Annotated in this window: 13 protein-coding genes; 9 read left to right on the top strand and 4 right to left on the bottom strand. The window is 73.2% G+C overall.

Going from position 1 to position 15,705, the window contains the following annotated elements:
- Positions 1 to 5: 5 nt before the first annotated feature.
- Positions 6 to 491 (bottom strand): GNAT family N-acetyltransferase, encoded by a 486-nt coding sequence (locus JNK30_RS03295; protein WP_293480154.1) that lies wholly within the window; start codon positions 489 to 491, stop codon positions 6 to 8.
- The gene (gene epmA / locus JNK30_RS03290; protein ID WP_293480152.1) at positions 473 to 1,504 is read right to left on the bottom strand and encodes an EF-P lysine aminoacylase EpmA; all 1,032 of its coding nucleotides are present in this window, start codon (positions 1,502 to 1,504) and stop codon (positions 473 to 475) included. Before epmA ends, JNK30_RS03295 begins: the two co-directional genes overlap by 19 nt.
- A 116-nt stretch (positions 1,505 to 1,620) precedes the next feature.
- Here epmA and efp point away from each other — a divergent pair, with 116 nt between their 5' ends.
- Both efp and JNK30_RS03280 read left to right on the top strand, forming a co-directional pair.
- Entirely contained in the window at positions 1,621 to 2,187 is a 567-nt protein-coding gene (gene efp, locus JNK30_RS03285; RefSeq protein ID WP_293480150.1) for an elongation factor P, read from the top strand.
- 106 nt (positions 2,188 to 2,293) lie between these two features.
- Positions 2,294 to 3,088, top strand: a complete 795-nt coding sequence (locus JNK30_RS03280; protein WP_293480148.1) for a PEPxxWA-CTERM sorting domain-containing protein — start codon at positions 2,294 to 2,296, stop codon at positions 3,086 to 3,088.
- On the opposite strand, the gene JNK30_RS03275 is transcribed toward JNK30_RS03280, so the two are convergent.
- Entirely contained in the window at positions 3,063 to 4,202 is a 1,140-nt protein-coding gene (locus tag JNK30_RS03275; RefSeq protein WP_293480146.1) for a helix-turn-helix transcriptional regulator, read from the bottom strand. The genes JNK30_RS03280 and JNK30_RS03275 overlap by 26 nt on opposite strands.
- A 241-nt stretch (positions 4,203 to 4,443) precedes the next feature.
- Here JNK30_RS03275 and JNK30_RS03270 point away from each other — a divergent pair, with 241 nt between their 5' ends.
- The 3 genes from JNK30_RS03270 (at position 4,444) to JNK30_RS03260 (ending at position 9,505) form a co-directional block, all read left to right on the top strand.
- Entirely contained in the window at positions 4,444 to 7,716 is a 3,273-nt protein-coding gene (locus tag JNK30_RS03270; protein ID WP_293480144.1) for a S41 family peptidase, read from the top strand.
- Positions 7,713 to 8,684, top strand: coding sequence for a hypothetical protein (locus JNK30_RS03265; protein ID WP_293480142.1), 972 nt, complete (start codon positions 7,713 to 7,715; stop codon positions 8,682 to 8,684). Before JNK30_RS03270 ends, JNK30_RS03265 begins: the two co-directional genes overlap by 4 nt.
- A 137-nt stretch (positions 8,685 to 8,821) precedes the next feature.
- The gene (locus tag JNK30_RS03260; RefSeq protein WP_293480140.1) at positions 8,822 to 9,505 is read left to right on the top strand and encodes a PEPxxWA-CTERM sorting domain-containing protein; all 684 of its coding nucleotides are present in this window, start codon (positions 8,822 to 8,824) and stop codon (positions 9,503 to 9,505) included.
- Here the strand turns inward: JNK30_RS03260 and JNK30_RS03255 are convergent.
- On the bottom strand, positions 9,492 to 10,097 hold the full coding sequence (locus tag JNK30_RS03255; RefSeq protein WP_293480138.1) for a TetR/AcrR family transcriptional regulator: 606 nt from the start codon (positions 10,095 to 10,097) through the stop codon (positions 9,492 to 9,494). The two genes, JNK30_RS03260 and JNK30_RS03255, sit on opposite strands and share 14 nt — an antisense overlap.
- A gap of 33 nt (positions 10,098 to 10,130) precedes the next feature.
- Here JNK30_RS03255 and JNK30_RS03250 point away from each other — a divergent pair, with 33 nt between their 5' ends.
- The 4 genes from JNK30_RS03250 to JNK30_RS03235 form a co-directional block, all read left to right on the top strand.
- Positions 10,131 to 12,095, top strand: coding sequence for a serine hydrolase (locus tag JNK30_RS03250; RefSeq protein WP_293480136.1), 1,965 nt, complete (start codon positions 10,131 to 10,133; stop codon positions 12,093 to 12,095).
- 60 nt (positions 12,096 to 12,155) lie between these two features.
- Positions 12,156 to 13,757 (top strand): amidase, encoded by a 1,602-nt coding sequence (locus tag JNK30_RS03245; RefSeq protein WP_293480134.1) that lies wholly within the window; start codon positions 12,156 to 12,158, stop codon positions 13,755 to 13,757.
- A gap of 333 nt (positions 13,758 to 14,090) precedes the next feature.
- Positions 14,091 to 15,302 (top strand): glycosyltransferase, encoded by a 1,212-nt coding sequence (locus tag JNK30_RS03240; RefSeq protein ID WP_367118724.1) that lies wholly within the window; start codon positions 14,091 to 14,093, stop codon positions 15,300 to 15,302.
- Positions 15,303 to 15,310: 8 nt separating this feature from the next.
- On the top strand, positions 15,311 to 15,705 hold a 395-nt coding region (locus tag JNK30_RS03235; protein ID WP_293480132.1), incomplete at its 3' end, for a polysaccharide deacetylase family protein.

Raw genomic sequence — 15,705 nt, 5'->3', positions numbered from 1 at the left:
ATCCCTCAGACCAGCCGCTTCACCAGCAGCAGCGTCGTCAGGCCGCTGTTCCACTCGGTGTCGGGATACCGGTCCGCCTCGACGTAGCCGCGCTTCGCGTAGAAGGCCTGGCTGCGCACGTTGAAGGTGTCGGTCTCCAGGCGGGCCGCGGCGAAGCCGGCCGCCGCGATCCCGGCCTCGGCCACGTCCATCAGCCGCCCGCCGATCCCGCGGCCCGCGTGGCTGCCCCGCACGTGCAGGGCGTTGACGAAGTCGCCGTCCCAGTCGACCAGCCCCACGACCTCGCCGTCCGCTTCCGCCACCCGGAACAGCCGCCCGCGCTCGGCGACATAGGCGGCCGGCCGCACGCCGCGCCTGGCCTCGGCGGCCGCCTCCGGGCTCAGCTGCGGCAGCCAGGTGCTCTCCAGCGTGTCCTGCAGGATCGCCCGCAGCGCCGGGGCGTCCTCGGCCCTGGCGCGCCGCACCAGCACGCTCACGCCACGGGCGTCCACAGCACCTGCTCGATGCGGGACGCGCCCGTGGCCAGCATCACCAGCCGGTCGAACCCCAGCGCCCCGCCGCTGGCCGGCGGCATCCGGGCCAGCGCCGCCAGGAAGTCCTCGTCGATCGGGTAGCGCTCGCCGTAGATCGCCGCCTTCTCCTCCATCTCCACCTCGAACCGCCGCCGCTGTTCCACCGCGTCGGTCAGCTCGCCGAAGCAGTTGGCCAGCTCCACCCCGCAGGCGTAGAGCTCGAACCGCTCGGCCACCCGCCGGTCCCCCGCCTTCGGCCGCGCCAGCGCCGCCTCGGACGCCGGGTACTCGTAGAGGATGGCGGCCCGGCCGTGCCCCAGGTTCGGCTCGATCTTCTCCACGATGACGCGGCTGAAGATGTCGGCCCAGGTGTCGTCCTGCGCCACGCGGACCCCTGCCCGGCGCGCGTCCTCGGCCAGCGCCGGCCGGTCGTTCAGCACCGACAGCAGGCCGATGTCGGCGTGGCGCTCGAACGCCTCGGCCACCGTCAGCCGCTCGGGCTCGAGGAACGGGTTGGCCTCGCGTCCCCGCCAGCGCAGCACGTCGGCCTCCGCCGCCTCGGCCGCGGCCGCCAGCAGCGCCGCGCAGTCGGCCATGATCGCCTCGTACGGCTGGTGCGCCCGGTACCACTCCAGCATCGTGAACTCCGGGTGGTGCAGCGGCCCCCGCTCGCGGTTCCGCCACACCTTGCCCAGGGTGAAGATCGCCGTCTCGCCCGAGGCCAGCAGCTTCTTGCACGCGAACTCGGGCGAGGTGTGCAGGTAGAGCGGCCGCCGCTCGCCCGCGGTGGTCACCGCCTCGGTGGCGAAGGCGTGCAGGTGGGCCTCGTTGCCCGGCGAGACCTGCAGCGCCGCCGCCTCCACCTCGGTCAGGCCCTCCCGGTCGGCCCACGCCCGGACGGCGCGGATGATCCGCCCGCGCGCGGCCAGGAACGGCGCGCGGTCGGGGCGCTTCCTCGGATCCCACCAGGGCGTTTCGGGCGCTTGCGTCACAGGCTGGGGCTGGGCTTTGGGGTGGAGATTTCGCCGTACATCGCTATAGGGGCGCCCAACGCATTTCGTCAGCGGAATCGCCGGGGGCCTTCCGCTGCCTGCCAGAAGGACTGCACGTGAAGGTTTCCGCCAGCTCGCTGCGCAAGGGCAACGTCGTCGATCTCGAGGGCAAGCTCTACGTGGTTCTCAGCGCCGAGAACATCCATCCCGGCAAGGGCACGCCGGTGACCCAGCTCAACATGCGGCGCATCTCGGACGGGGTGAAGATCAGCGAGCGCTACCGCACGACCGAGACGGTCGAGCGCGCCATCGTCGACGACCGGGACTACACCTTCCTCTACCAGGACGGCGAAGGGTTCCACTTCATGAACCCCGAGACCTACGACCAGGTGGTCGCCTCCGAGGAGATGATCGGCGACGCCGCGCCCTATCTCACCGACGGCTGCACCGTGAAGCTCTCGACGCACGAGGGCGTGCCGATCGCCATCGAGCTCCCGCGGACCGCCGTGTTCGAGATCGTCGACACCGAGCCGTCGGTGAAGGGCCAGACCGCCTCGTCGTCGTACAAGCCCGCCGTGCTCTCGAACGGCCTGCGGGTGATGATCCCGCCCTACATCGGTCCCGGCACCAAGGTCGTCGTGCTGACCGAAGACGGCAGCTACCTGGAACGCGCCAAGGATTGACGGCGCGCTCCCGCAAGGGGCGAGTTCTTTCTCACTTGGGCGGGGGATGGCGTTCATCATGCCCCGTTCGCACCCTGCTCCGGTGTTGTTTCACCAAGGGGTGCCTATGTCTCGCCTATCCGTCCTGGCCGTCGCCGCGGCGCTGACCGCCGCCGCGTCGTCCGCCCACGCCGCGGCCTACCTGCCGGGCCCCAAGTTCAACGCCAATCTCAGCTACGGCCTCGAAGGCGCGTTCAAGGCCGAGAAGGGCGGCATGCCCGTGTCCACGAGCCACACCTATTTCGGGGGCTCGGTCTTCGCCAAGACCGAGATCACGCCCGCCCTGCGCGCCGACGTGACCGGCGCCACCACCGCGACCGGCGACTTCCTCGGCGCCGACGCCATGGTCACCTACTACATGACCGTGCTGACCGGCGGGCCGGGCAAGGTCCACCTGACCGTCGACTCCGCCGCCGTCGTGGGCGGCAGCGGCAACTACCACGCGTTCGCCTCGGTCCAGATGTTCAGCAGCAAGGGCAACTACAGCCTGGCCGACGCCCACGCCTGCACGGGGTGCATCGGCAACGTGTTCTTCCAGACCGGCCTGAGGCAGATCGAGATCGAGGCGAACACCACCTACACCGTGCGCCTCTACGCCAACGGCCGCACCGAGGGCTCCAACAGCTTCTTCTCGGCCTTCGCCGACCCGACCTTCGCCTTCGATCCCGACTTCGAACGGCCCGAGGGCGCCCAGCTGATCTTCAGCGAAGGCCTCGGACTGCCCTTCGAGCCCGTGCTTCCCGACACGCCGGGGGCGGTTCCGGAACCCGCGACCTGGGCGCTCATGCTCGGCGGCTTCTTCACCGCCGGGGCGGGGCTGCGGCGGCGGCGGACCCTCACGGGTCCTGGCGTTGCAGGATAGTCGCCTTCAGGTCCTCGCGGCTGGAGACGCCGCACTCCCGGTAGAGGTTCCGCACATGCGAGACCACGGTGTGCGGCGACAGCGACATCTCGCGCGCGATCTCGGGCTGGCTGGCGCCCCGGAGGAGCCGGCGGCAGACCACCTGTTCCTGGGGCGTGAGGTTGCGGAACGTGGGCGAGGCGAAGAGGCGGGCCTCCAGCGGGGTCCGCCGCTTGATCTCGACGCCGATCAGCTCCGGTCCGGCGACGCCGCCGTGCTGCATGACGAAGGCGCGCATGACCATCTCGCCGTAGCGCGTGCGCCGGCGCAGGACCGGGGCCGGGCCCGGCCGGCCGGCTTCCGCCGCGATCAGCCGGCGCGCCAGCTCCTGCAGCAGCGGACGCGCCCACAGGAACGTGTGCTGCTCCCGGTCCGGGCTGGTGAGACAGGCCTGGATCACCCCCGCCTCGTGCTCCTGCGGCGTCAGGGCCGCCCAGCGCAGCAGCCGCACGGCGTTCAGCGACAGGCTCTGCACGCCGCCGTCGCCCGCCATCACGAGGAACGCGCTCTCGAACGTCTCGAGGGCCTCGGTCTCCGCCTCCGCGTCCGCGGGTTCGTGCGAGCTGAGCGCGAGCGCGGCCAGTTGCGCGGCGTGGTTCAGGCGACGCAGCTCCAGCGGGTTGAAGTCGCGTCCGCCGGAGGGACGCCCGACCGAGAGATTGCCCACCGCGCGGTCGCCGACCCGCAGCATGACCGACGCCATCCGGTAGAAGCCCAGGTGCTGGAAGACCTCGTCGTAGAGTTCGGTGTCCCATAGGGCGCCGCTGAAGTCGCTGGCGCGGAACACGTCGGCGGCGGCGCCCCGCGCCGCCTGGGCGTGCGTCGGGAAGTACCGGCCCTCCTCGCGGTTGAACCAGCGGTCGAAGTAGCGCTGCGCGATCGGCAGCCGCACGTCGTGGGTCAGGAAGGCGTCCGTGACCTGGATGGCGTCGTCGTAGAGCACCAGGGTCGCGCTGTCGAAGGCCGCCAGCTCGCGCAGGCACTGCGCCACCGATCGGAAGACCTGCCCCGCCGGAAGGCCCACCGCCGACATGTGCCGGAGTGTGGCCAGCGCCTTTGCGGTTCCCTTGGTCACGGTGCGAAGCTCTGCGGTGTCACCCGGTGTTGACGGCCGATCTGCTGGCGGATCAATGTTCGGTCAAGTCGTCCGAACGCCTTCGGTGTTTTCTCCCCTGACCAGGGGAGGTCCCGGCCCGGGGGGCGCCCATATCGCCGGCAGGGCGGGGCGGGATCGCGTCAGGCGCAGGGCGGCGACATGCACTGGCGCGACGCGGGCCCGGCCCTTAGAAAATGGCGCCAGTTCAGCTGGAGCGTGGATGTTCCCCCGTAGATCTGGCCTTTTCGCCCTCGTGCTGGCCGCCGTCCTTTCGGCGGCCGCCCACGCCGCGCCCCGGCCGACGCTGGCCGAGCCGGCCCTCTCCCCCGACGGGCGCGAGATCGCCTTCGTCTCGGGCGGCGACATCTGGACCGCGCCGGCGGCGGGGGGCGTGGCGAGCCTGCTGGTCACCGACGCGGCGACCGAGGGCCGGCCCCTCTTCTCGCCCGACGGCCGCGAGCTGGCCTTCACCTCCAACCGGGGCGGCGCGGCCAACGTCTATGTGCTGACCCTCGCCACCGGCCGCATCCGGCGTCTCACCTTCTCCGACACCGGCGAGCAGCTCGACGGGTGGTCCCGCGACGGCCGCTGGATCTACTTCTCGTCCGGCGCCGGCGACGTCGCGCGGCTGAACGACGTCTGGCGGGTCGCCGCCTCGGGCGGGACCCCGCTGGAAGTGAGCCGCGAGCGCTACCTCAGCGAGTTCCACGCCGCGCCGTCTCCCGACGGCAAGGCGATCGCGCTGATGGCCAAGGGGATCTCGTCGAACCAGTGGTGGCGCAACGGCGCGAGCCACATCGACCAGGCCGAGCTCTGGCTGAAGCCGATCGCCGCCGACGCGCCCTACCGCCGTCTGCTGGGCGCGACGTCCAAACGCCTGTGGCCCATGTGGGCCGCCGACGGCGCGGCGCTCTACTTCATGAGCGACGAGGGCGGCGCCGAGAACCTCTGGCGCCTGGGCCTCGAGCCGCAGGCCCGGCCCCAGCGGGTGACGAACTTCACGGCGGGCCGCGTCCTCTTTCCCTCCATCGCCTACGACGGCCGCGCCATCGTCTTCGAACGCGAGTTCGAGATCTGGCGCCTCGACACCGCCAGCGGACAGGCGGCGCGCGTGCCCATCACGCTGCGGGGGGCTCCGGCCGCCGGCGGCGAGCGGCGCCTGGTCGAGACCAGCTTCCGCAACCTCGCCGTCGCCCCCGACGCCCGGAAGCTCGCGGTGATCATGCACGGCGAGGTCTTCGCCGCGCCCACCAAGGACGGCGGCGCCGCCCAGCGTCTCACCGAGACCGCCGGGGCCGAGACCGACCTCGCCTGGTCGCCCGACTCCCGCAAGCTCGCCTTCGTGTCCCAGACCGGCCGCCAGAGCCGGGTCATGGAGTACGACTTCACCACCCAGCGCACCCGGCCGCTCAGCGAGCCGCGGGCGTTCGACGCGGGCCCGGCCTATGCGCCCGACGGCAAGTCGCTGGCCTACTTCCACGGCCTCAACCAGCTGCGGGTCATCACCTTCGGCCCCGACGGCCGCATCGCCCGCGACGTGGCCGTGTACGACGGCGCGCTGGACCGCAACGACGGCGTCCGGCCCTCCTGGTCGCCCGACTCCAAGTGGCTGGCCTTCGCGGTCACCGACCGGCGCTCGTTCCGCAACGTCTGGGTCGTCCCGGCGACGGGCGGCGAGGCGCGGCCGGTGAGCTTCCTGGCCAACGGGAACACCGGCGACCAGATCGCCTGGTCCCCCGACGGCCGCTACATCGTCTTCGACACCTCGCAGCGGAGCGAGCCGATCCGCATGGTGCGCGTCGACCTGCAGCCGCGGATCCCCAAGTACCGCGAGGACGCCTTCCAGGACCTGTTCAAGCCCGCGCCGCCCGGCGGCCCGCCGCGGCAGGAGCCCGACCGCGACCCCGCCGCCGCCCAGCCGCCGGCCACCGACGATCCGCCCAGGCCGCCGGAAGAGTCGAAGGACGAAAAGCCCGTCGCCAGGCCCAAGGTGGAGCCCGTCCGCATCGTCTTCGAGGGCCTGCGCGAACGCGCCACCTTCCTGCCGCTCGGCGGCTCGGTGGACGATCCCGTCATCAGCCCCGACGGCAAGACCCTGGTCTACCGCGCGCGCCAGGGCGACCAGCAGAACCTCTTCCGCTACTCCCTCGACGAGCTGGAGCGCGACCCGCCGGCTCCGGTCCAGGTCTCGGGCGGCCGCCGCGCCAAGTGGGACTACAGCTTCAGCCCGAACTCCAAGGAGCTGTACTACCTCGACAACGGACGGGTGACGGTGGCGACCCTCGAGACGCCGCGGCCGCGCGTCATCGACGTCACCGCCGAGATGGTCGTCCGCTTCGAGGCCGAGAAGCAGGTGGTGTTCGACCAGGCCTGGTCGATCCTCAACGCCACGTTCTTCGACGAGAACTTCAACGGCAAGGACTGGGCGGCCCTGCGCGAGCGCTTCGAGCCGTTCGCCCAGGGGGCCCAGACCTCGGACGAGCTGCGCCGCGTGATCAACCTGATGATCGGCGAGCTCAACGCCTCGCACACCGGGATCAACCGCCCGACCGAGGGCTTCGGCGCCGCGCCGCCCGACCGGGTGGGCGACCTGGGCCTGCGCTTCGACCGCGAAGCCTACGAGGCCGGCCGCGGCCTGGTCGTCCGCGAGGTGATCGGGCTCGGTCCCGCCGACATCGAGGGCACCATCCGGCCGGGCGACGTGCTCACCGCCGTGGACGGCCGCCCCGTCGGGCCGGGGGTCAACCTGGACGCCCTGCTGCTCGACCGCGCGGGCAAGCGGACGGTCCTCACGGTCACCACCGGCGGGACGGCGCGCCGGGCCGTCGTGCGGCCCGTGACGCCCGCGGTGGGCCGCGGCCTGCTCTACCGACACTGGGTGAAGGACCGCCGCGCCTACGTGGAGAAGGCCAGCGGCGGCCGGCTGGGCTACGTCCACATCCTGGACATGAGCTCGGACAGCCTCGACCAGCTCTACATCGACCTCGACGCCCAGAACCAGGCCAAGGAGGGCGTCGTCATCGACGTCCGCAACAACAACGGCGGCTTCATCAACGGCTACGTTCTGGACGTCTTCTCGCGGAAGAACTTCCTGACCATGACGCCGCGCGGGCTCTTCGCCCTGCCCAGCCGCCAGAGCCTGGGCCAGCGGGCGCTGGGCCTGCCCACCATCCTCGTCACCAACGAGAGCTCGCTGTCCGACGCCGAGGACTTCACCGAGGGCTACCGCGCCCTGGGGCTCGGCAAGGTCGTCGGCACGCCCACCTCCGGCTGGATCATCTACACCGGCGGCGAACAGCTCATCGACGGCTCGAACCTGCGCACGCCCTCGGTGCGGATCCAGGGCGCCGACGGCAAGGACATGGAGATGAACCCGCGGCCGGTGGACATCCGCGTCGAGCGCGCCCTGGGCGAGACCCTCGCCGGGCGGGACAGCCAGCTCGACGCCGCCGTGGTCGAACTCGTCAAGAGCCTGCCCCCGAGGCGCCCATGATGAGCGCGCCGCGCCCGATCGCGCGACCCGCGGCGCCGGCCGCGTCGCCGGACCCGGTCGCCTGGCAGGTGGCGCACCTGTCCCTGGTGTTCTTCCTCGACCTGATCGCGCTCGGGCGGCAGCGCGACGTGCTGGACGCGCTGCTGTTCGGCGCGGTCCTCGTCGCCAACCTCGACCCGATCAACCGCGATCCGGCGCTCGCCGACACCTACGCCCGGCTCGACACGGTGGCGCCGGACGACCTCCGCCGGCCCGTCAGCATCAACGCCGTCGCCCAGTCGCTCCGCCTCCCGTTCGAGACGGCCCGCCGCCGGATCATGCGGATGGCGGCGGCGGGAGACCTGGTGGTCACCGCCCGGGGCGTCTATGCGCCGGCGGCGTCGATCAGCACCCCGGAGTTCCTGGCCACGATCTTCGGGCGGCATGCGCGCCTGGAGCGGTTCTACGGCGAGCTGCGCGCCATCGGCGCCCTGCCCGCGTCCGCCCTGCCCGCGTCCGCCCTGCCCGCCGAACCCGCGGCGGCCGCGAGCCCGGACCCGCCGGTCCGCATCACCAACCGGGCCGTCGCCGTCTACATGATGCGGGTGGTCGAGGCCTTCAACGACCTCACCGCCGACCCCGTCACGGGGCTCCTCCTGCTGCAGCTGGCGCACCTGAACACCCGGCATCTGGACGCCCGGGCGTTCACCGCCTGGGTCACCGACCCGACCGCGGAGGGGGAGCCGGTCCGCATCGGCCATCTCGCCCGGGCCCTGCGCTACTCGCCCGAGACGGCGCGCCGCCACGCCCTGCAGCTCGAGGCGGCGGGCTTCTGCGTGCGCAGGCCCAACGGGCTCGTCGCGGCGCTGCCCGCGGAGAAGCACCCGCTGCTGCAGGAGATCGTCACCGAGAACCTCGGCAACGTGCAGCGGCTTTTCACCCGCCTGCGCCAGCTCGGCGCGCTGGCCGGCTGGGACCAGGCCGCCTGAGCCCAGACTGCGGCGAGGATCAGGCCGCGGCGAGGATCAGGCTGCGGCTGCCCCCTCCGTGCATCGCGGCGCCTGCCGATGCACCTCCCCGCACACGCGCAGGCGGGCCAGGCTGGGGCGACAGTTCGGAGGGCGTGATGGTCAAGGTGTGGGCGGTCGTGGCGGGGGCCGCGTGTCTGGCGAGCGCTACGGGCGCGAGCGGCGCGATCCTGGCGAACGGCGACTTCGAGGCGCCCTACGCTCCCTATGCGCTGCCGCCGGGCTGGACGGACTCCGCGGCCGTGATCGGCGGGCCGCTGAACGCGCCCAACCTCTTCGTCACCGACGGCGCCGCCTACACCGCCTGCTGCGGCACGACCGGCTCGCCGGCGGCCAAGGCCAACCACTTCGCCACCTTCGGCGCCGGCGACAGCCCCAACGCCGGCTCGTACCTCGCCCAGAGCTTCGCCACCGTGGCCGGCCGCGCCTACCTCGTCAGCTTCGACCTCGCGGCCTTCGGCGTGGCGGGCTTCCAGTCCATGCACGTCAGCCTCGAGGACGTCGTGGGGGCCGCCACGCTGGCGTCCGGCGACTATCGGGTGGCGAGCAGCGGCGACCTCGACAGCGGCTTCACCACCTACACCCTGGCGTTCACCGCCGGCGGCGCCGTGACCCGCCTCGCCTTCCAGAATGTCGACGCGGTCACCAACGACATCGACTCGGTCGTGGACAACGTCAGCGTCTCCGCGGCGGTCCCGGAGCCGGCGGCCTGGGCCCTGATGATCGCCGGCTTCGGCATGACCGGCGCCGCGCTGCGCAGGCGCCCGCTCAGCGCCGGCTGACCGGCCGGATCCCCCGCCCCAGGGCCTCGAAGGCCGCCAGCACCGTCTCGCGCGTGACGGCCCGGGGCGTCAGCAGCGACTGATAGAGGAAGCCCAGGGCCAGGGACTGGACGATCACGGGAATCTCCGCGGTCGGAACGCCGAACTCTTCGCCATACGCGCGCGCCATGGCTTCTCCGGCCTCGCGGAACTGGCGTTCGTAGTCGCCGGCCACCCGGGCGCCCAGCTCCGGGTCGGCCAGGGCGTGCGCCAGGTACTCGCCCAGGAAGCGCCCCTCGGGCCGCGCGCGCTCGATCACCTCGACCAGCCGGTCGGCCAGCGTGGCGAGCGTCGCGGGCTCGTCGTCAGCGGGGCCGATCAGGGTGATCGCCTTCGAGGCGCGGGCCGCCACCAGCAGGTCGGCGCGGCTGGCGAAGTTCGAATAGATCGCGCCCTTGGTCATGCCCGCCCGCGCCGCGATGGCGTCCAGCGTCGCCCCGGCCAGCCCCCGCTCGGCCGCCAGGGCCAGCGTGGCCTCGATCAGCCGCGCCCGGGTCCGCGCCCGCTTGTCCCCCCGGGGCCTGGCCCGCGCCCTTGTCGCCGTCGCGCTCATAATATACTCATGGTATATTATCGGGAGGCGAAAATGAAGGCATCGGTCCGCGCCCTGGCCTGCGTCCTCGCGGTCCTGGCCGCAGCGCTCGTCCCCGTCGCCGCCCCGGCGCAGCCGGCCCCCGGCGCGATCCCGCTGACCGCCGCCCAGCCCATACCGCCCGCGGAGCTCGCCGCCTTCGTCGACGCCACGGTCGAGCAGGCGATGCGGGCCGAGCATATCGCCGGCGTCACCGTTTCGGTGGTCCAGGACGGGCAGGTCGTCTTCAAGAAGGGCTACGGCGTCGCCAGCCTGAGGCCCCGGCAGGCCGTCGACCCCGACCGCACGCTGTTCCGCATCGGCTCGATCTCCAAGACCTTCACCTGGATCTCGATCATGCGACAGGTGGAGGCCGGCCGCATGCGCCTGGACGCCCCGGTCGACGCCTACCTGCCGGCGTCGCTGCGGACCGGGAACGGGGCCTTCGGCCGCCCGATCCGGGTCCTCGACCTCATGAACCACGCCCCCGGCTTCGAGGACCACGTGTTCGGCGTGCTGTTCGAGCGCGAGCCCTCGCAGGTGCGGGCCCTCGACGCCTGGCTGGCTGAGGAGCGCCCGCGGCAGGTGCGCCCGCCCGGCATGCTGGCCAGCTATTCCAACTACGGGGCCGCGCTGGCCGGGGCGGCGGTGTCCCACGCCACCGGACGGCCCTTCGAGGAGCTGGTGGAGTCCACCATCACCGAGCCGCTCGGCATGACCCGCACCACCTTCCGCGAGCCCCGGGCGCCGCAGGCCGGCCTGCCGCTGCCGATGTCCGGGACGATGGCGGCGGACGCCTCGCGCGCCTTCCACTGGAACGGCGTGACCCTGGAACAGCGGCCGTACGAGTACATCGGCCAGATCGCCCCCGCCGGCTCGGCCTCCTCCACGGCCGGCGACATGGCGCGCTACATGCTGATGCTGCTGAACGACGGCGAATTCGACGGCCGGCGCATCTACGGCCCGGCGGCCGCGCGGGCGTTCCACACCGCGAGCTTCCCGGCCCCCGCGGGCCGCGCGATCCGGCACGGCTTCTTCGACCGCCCCCTCCCCGGCGGGTTCATGGGCTACGGCCACAACGGCGGCACCATGTCGTTCTTCTCGGACATGGCGGTCGTGCCGGCGCTGCGCCTGGGGGTGTTCATCTCCACCAACACCGACACCGGGGGCCGGCTGCAGGGCGAGCTGCTGCCCGCCATCGTGCGCCGCTTCTACACGGCGCCCCAGCCGTTCCCGCCGCCGCCCGACCCCCGCCTCGCCGCGGTCGCCGACCGCTACGTCGGGCGCTACCTGCCGACGCGCCGGGCCTATGGCGGCCTCGAGGGGTTCGTGCACCGCATCGCCTTCGGCGCGGACGTGGGCGTCACCAGCGAGGGTTACCTGACCCTCGGCGGACTGTCGGCCGCCGGCGCCTTCGCGCCCGTGGGCGATCCGGCGCAGGGCCGCTTCGCCTCGCTCGCCGACGGCGCCCCGCTGCAGTTCACCCGGCGCGGCGGCGTGGTCGAGGCGCCCCTGGGGGCGGCGACGCTGCAGCGGGTGGGTCCCCTGGACGCGCCCGGTCCGCTCGCGCTGCTCACCGTCCTCGCGACGCTCGCCAGCGTCCTGACGCTGCTCGGCCTCGGCTATCGCGCCCGCCAGGCGCCGGCCGGGCGCTGGCAGCGCCTCGCCGGCCGCGCCCAGGTGGTCCAGGCGCTCGCCTGGCTGGGCGCGCTCGGCACGCTCGCGTCGTTCCTGCAGGGCGCGGCGGATCCGGCGCAGATCGTCTTCGGCTGGCCCAGCCCCACGCTGATCGCGGCCTCGACGCTGGCGCTCGTCGCCGCGCTGGTCTCGCTCGCGGCCGCGCCGGCCGTCGCGCTCGCCTGGCGCGAAGAGGGCTGGGGCCTGCGCCGCAAGGCCGCCACCACGCTCACGGCCGTCATCGGGCTCGCCCTGGCGGCCCTGCTGCTGCGCTGGGGCTTCCTGGCGCCCTGGAGTTCCTGAGCCGCCTTCCCCGGCCGCGCCGACGCGCTACAAGGGTCGGCAGTCCAGGGGGAGGTTCGCATGACCAGGCTTGCCAGCGCATTGGCCGCGGCCGCCGCCGTGATGGCCGGGACCCACGGGCACGCCCAGTCCATCAGCCCCTACGCCTCGGCCGGCGAGCAGCAGGCGGCCATGGCGGACGGCCGCGTCACCTCCGAGCAGCTGGTCCGCGCCTACCTCGAGCGGATCGAGCGCATCGACCGCGCCGGCCCCAAGCTCAACGCCGTGCTGGCCGTCAACGCCAACGCCGTGGCCGACGCCCGCCGGCGCGACGCCGAACGCCGGGCGGGCCAGGTCCGCGGGCCGCTCCACGGCGTGCCCGTGCTGCTCAAGGACAACATCGAGTCGTCCGACGGCGCGCCCACCACGGCCGGCTCGCTGGCCCTGGTCGGCAACGTCTCCGGGCGGGATGCCCCCATCGTGAAGCGGCTCACCGACGCGGGCGCGGTGATCCTCGGCAAGACCAACCTGTCCGAATGGGCGAACTTCCGCTCCACCCGCTCGATCAGCGGCTGGAGCGCCGTGGGCGGGCTGGTGCGCAACCCCTACTCGCTCGACCGCACCGCCTGCGGCTCGTCCTCGGGCTCGGGCGCCGCCATCGCCGCGGGCCTCGCCGCGGTCGCCCTGGGCACCGAGACGGACGGCTCCGTGACCTGTCCGGCGGCCATGAACGGCGTGGTCGGCCTGAAGCCCACCGTGGGGCTCGTCTCGCGCACCTTCATCGTGCCCATCTCGCCCGAGCAGGACACCGCCGGGCCCATGACCCGCACCGTCGCCGACGCCGCCGCGCTCCTGGGCGTCATCGCCGGCTCCGATCCCGCCGACCCGGCCACCCGCGAGGCCGACGCGCGCAAGGCCGACTACCTCAAGGCGCTCGACCGCGACGCCCTCAAGGGCGCCCGCATCGGCGTCTGGTTCCCGTGGAAGGGACGCTCGCCCGCCACCGACGCGGTCTTCGCCGCGGCGCTCGAGACCCTGAAGGCCCGGGGCGCGGTCCTGGTGGAGATCAAGGGTCCCGACGACGCCACCATGGCCAGGATCGCCGAGCTGGAGGGCGACTGCCTGCGCACCGAGTTCAAGGCCGCCCTCGACGCCTATCTCGCCACCACGCCGCCCGCGGTGAAGGCCCGCACACTCGAGGCGCTGATCGCCTTCAACAAGGCCGAGGCCGGGCGCGAGATGCCCCTCTTCGCCCAGGAGATCTTCGAGGCCGCCCAGGCCCAGCCCCCTGTCACCGACCCCGCCCACCGCGAGAAGCGCGCGACCGCCGCCCGCCTTGCCCGCGAGTCCCTCGACCGGATGCTCGCCGACAGCAACCTGGTCGCCATCGTCTCGCCCAGCGGCGGGCCGCCCGCCATCGTCGACCCGGTGAACGGGGGCGGCTTCTTCGGCTCGCCGTCGCGCCTGCCGGCGGTGTCGGGCTATCCGCACCTCACCGTTCCGGCGGGCTACGCCGGCGGGCTGCCGATCGGCGTCTCCTTCCTCGGGCCGGCCTGGTCCGAGGCGCGGCTCCTGTCGCTGGGCTTCGCGTTCGAGCAGGCCGCCCGGGCGCGCCGCGAGCCCGAGTTCCTGCGCTCCGCCGCCGACCGCCCGGACGTCGCCCGCGCCTACGACCCCCGTTAGGGTTCAGACCCGGTCTTCACGGCAGCGGATCGTCCCGGCGGAATGCGCTCCGCCGCAACCTCCCCAGGTCTCGCGGGTTAAGGCCCACGCGGTGAGTTCCGTGGAGGCCTCGGATGATTGCGCCGGCGAGACGCCAAGGCCTTGAAAGCGCCGCTGTGGGCGCTGACATGGGGGGCGGGCCACCCCCGGCCCGTGTGTCATTCCTGGGTGGTCCCCCTGGCCAGGCCTTCCGACAAGCGTCCCGTCCGGCTCGCCGCGGCCCGACGCCGTAAGCGCGGTCCCGTGCCTTCGCCCACGACCCTCCAGGCGACCGTTCAGGGGAGACACGACCGCGTGTTCGACGCCATCGCGCCCAAGTACGCCAACCTCATCCGGCTGGACCCCGGCGTCGCCGCATCCCTGCGCGAGGCGCGCCCCGGCGGCTTCCACCTGATCGACACCACCATGATGTACGCGCCGAAGTCCGGCGGCGTGAAGCGCTACCTGATGGCCAAGCGGGCGTGGCTCGCCCGTCGGCGACCCGACGTGCGCCACACCCTCGTCGTGCCCGGCGCGCGCACGCAGGTCGAGGCCGAGGGCCTGGTCACCGTGGCCGCCACGCGCCTTCCGTTCGGCAACGGCTACCGGATGCCCGCCAATCTCACGAAGTGGGAGACGGTGCTGCGCCTGCTGGAGCCCGAGATCATCGAGGCGGGCGACGTCTTCGTGCCCGGCCACGCCGCGCTCGAGGCGGGCGAGGCGATGGGCGTCCCCGTCGTCGGCTTCTGCCACACCGACGCGGCGGCCCTGGCGGCCCTGCACTTCGGCGAGTGGGCCGAGGCGCCCACCTTCAACTTCTGGGCCCAGGCCTACCAGCGCTTCGACCACGTGGTGGCGCCCAGCCGGCACATGGCGGCCCGTCTCGCCGACGCCGGCGTGCAGCGCCTGTCGATCCAGCAGCTCGGCGTCGACACCGACCTCTTCCACCCCGCGCGCGGCGACCGCGCGCGACTGTTCAGGCGGCTGGGCCTCTCGCCCGACACGCGCCTGCTCGTGTTCGCCGGGCGGCCGGCCCGCGAGAAGAACATCGACTCCATGGTCGCCGCCGTCGAGCGCCTGGGCGCGCCCTACAAGCTCCTGCTCGTCGGGGCCGGCAAGGACGTGGCCTGGTCGCCCCAGGTCATCAGCCTCGACTTCGAGCGCGACCCGGTGAAGCTCGCCGGCCTGCTGGCCTCGTGCGACGCGGCCCTGCACGCCAACGAGAACGAGATCTTCGGCCTCTTCGTGCTCGAAGCCATGGCCGCCGGCCTGCCCGTCGTGGGCTCGCGCCGGGGCGGCGTGGGCGAACTGATCGACCTCCAGGTGGGCCAGCCCGCCCAAAACGTCGAGCCCGGCGGCCTCGCCGAGGCCATCGAGGCCCTCTTCGCCCGCGATGTGGCCGAGGTGGGCCGCGCCGCCCGCCGCCGCGCCGAGACGCGCCACGGCTGGGACGCCACCTTCGAGGCCCTGGCGCGCCTCTACGGCCAGCTCATCGCCGGCCGCCAGCCGCTGGCGCTTACGGCCTGACGCTCTTGATGGGGGCGCTGCGGAGACACCCGATCCTGGCGGCTGTCGCCGCAGCCGTCGTCCTGGCGACCACGGGACTCGTGGCGGTCTGGGCGATCAGCCGCCAGCACTGCTTCACCCTGACCGGCTCGGTCGTCTGCCGGGTCGCCACGGACCAGCCCCGCATCGCGCTCACCTTCGATGACGGGCCCACCGAACGCGGCGTCGCGGCCGTTCTGCCGGTGCTGGAGGCCCGAGGCGTCAAGGCAACCTTCTTCCTCATCGGGCAGGAGGTGGCCGAGCGTCCCCACCTCGCGCGCCGCATCGCCCGGGCGGGCCATGAGCTCGGCAACCACAGCTGGTCGCACACGCTGATGGTCGGCCGGCCCGGTCGCTTCTACGACCGCGAGCTCGCCGAAACCGA

This window comes from Phenylobacterium sp. (assembly GCF_016793225.1).
In the GTDB taxonomy this organism is placed as follows: domain Bacteria; phylum Pseudomonadota; class Alphaproteobacteria; order Caulobacterales; family Caulobacteraceae; genus Phenylobacterium.
This window is presented reverse-complemented; position numbering and strand designations above follow the sequence as displayed.